A 1,110-nucleotide genomic window follows, 5' to 3' on the forward strand; every position below is an offset into this window, starting at 1 on the left:
CATAGCGAAGACACAATCATATTACAACCCGTTGGATATGACTATGCAGACACCGCAACAGTATACCGCAAAACAGATTGCCGATGCGTTGGGCGCTTCAGAAAGAGCTATCTATCGTCGTTCCAACCGTGAAAACTGGCCGTTTTCCAAACGATCCGGTCGAGGTGGGGGCAAAGTGTTCTCGCCTGAGCATTTGCCGGCCGATGTGCGGAAGGCGCTGGCCGTGGCTTGTGCCGGGGCGTTGGCGGAATCCGGGTACGGGGCTGTTGCGGTGCCTTCCGGGGTGGGGATTGCTGCCGGGGCGGTGCCGCCTGAGCCGTATCATCAGGCCGGATTGGATCGATATGCCGTGGTGCATGCGTGGCGGGCGCATATTGTTGATGCGGGTTGGGGGCAAAAGGGAAAGGCCACGGAAGGATTTCTTTTTGCCTTCAATGCCGGGCACATCCTGCCTCACGTTTATGCGCGATTGGGCGCGGTTGCCGTGGCAACGCTCTATGCCTGGGACAAAAAGCTCAAGAATCACGATGATAACTATCTCATTTTGTGTGACCGCAACGGCGTGTGGACGGAAGGGAAAGCGCCGGAATTGGGGCAAATCGGGTATGAGGCCGAAGAAGTCTTCTTACGCTGTTGGCTCCATCCGAATCGGCCGAGTTATCGACTGGCCTACCGGGCAACCTGCGCCATTTTGAAGGATCGGGGGCACGAAACGGTGCCGGGGTATCACTCGTTTTATCGATTCGCCAAACGATACGAGAAAATCAATCGTGACGTGGTGGTGTTGGCGCGTGATGGAGAAAAGGCGCTCAAAGATCAGATACTTTCGTATATTTCGCGAGATCATGCGGCTTTGCGCGTCGGGCAATGCTTGGTGGCTGATGGCCATGATCTCAATTTTGAAGTGCTCCATCCCGTGACCGGGCGGCCGACTCGGCTCAAGCTCATCGTGTTTTACGATTGGGCGAGCAATTTGCCGGTGGGTTGGCAGATTATGCCGACGGAAGATTCTGTGGCGATTTCGGCCGCGTTTCGGGCTGCATGCCTGCGTCTGGGGCGGTATCCGGAAGTGCTCTACCTCGACAACGGCAAGGCATTCAAGGCCAAGGT

Annotated in this window: 1 protein-coding gene; it reads left to right on the top strand. The window is 56.4% G+C overall.

Going from position 1 to position 1,110, the window contains the following annotated elements; genetic code table 11:
• Positions 1-43: 43 nt before the first annotated feature.
• A partial coding sequence (locus G451_RS0120460) for a DNA-binding domain-containing protein (RefSeq protein WP_034643289.1) occupies positions 44-1,110 on the top strand: 1,067 nt, incomplete at its 3' end.

It is taken from the genome of Desulfovibrio inopinatus DSM 10711, assembly GCF_000429305.1.
GTDB lineage: Bacteria > Desulfobacterota > Desulfovibrionia > Desulfovibrionales > Desulfovibrionaceae > Alteridesulfovibrio > Alteridesulfovibrio inopinatus.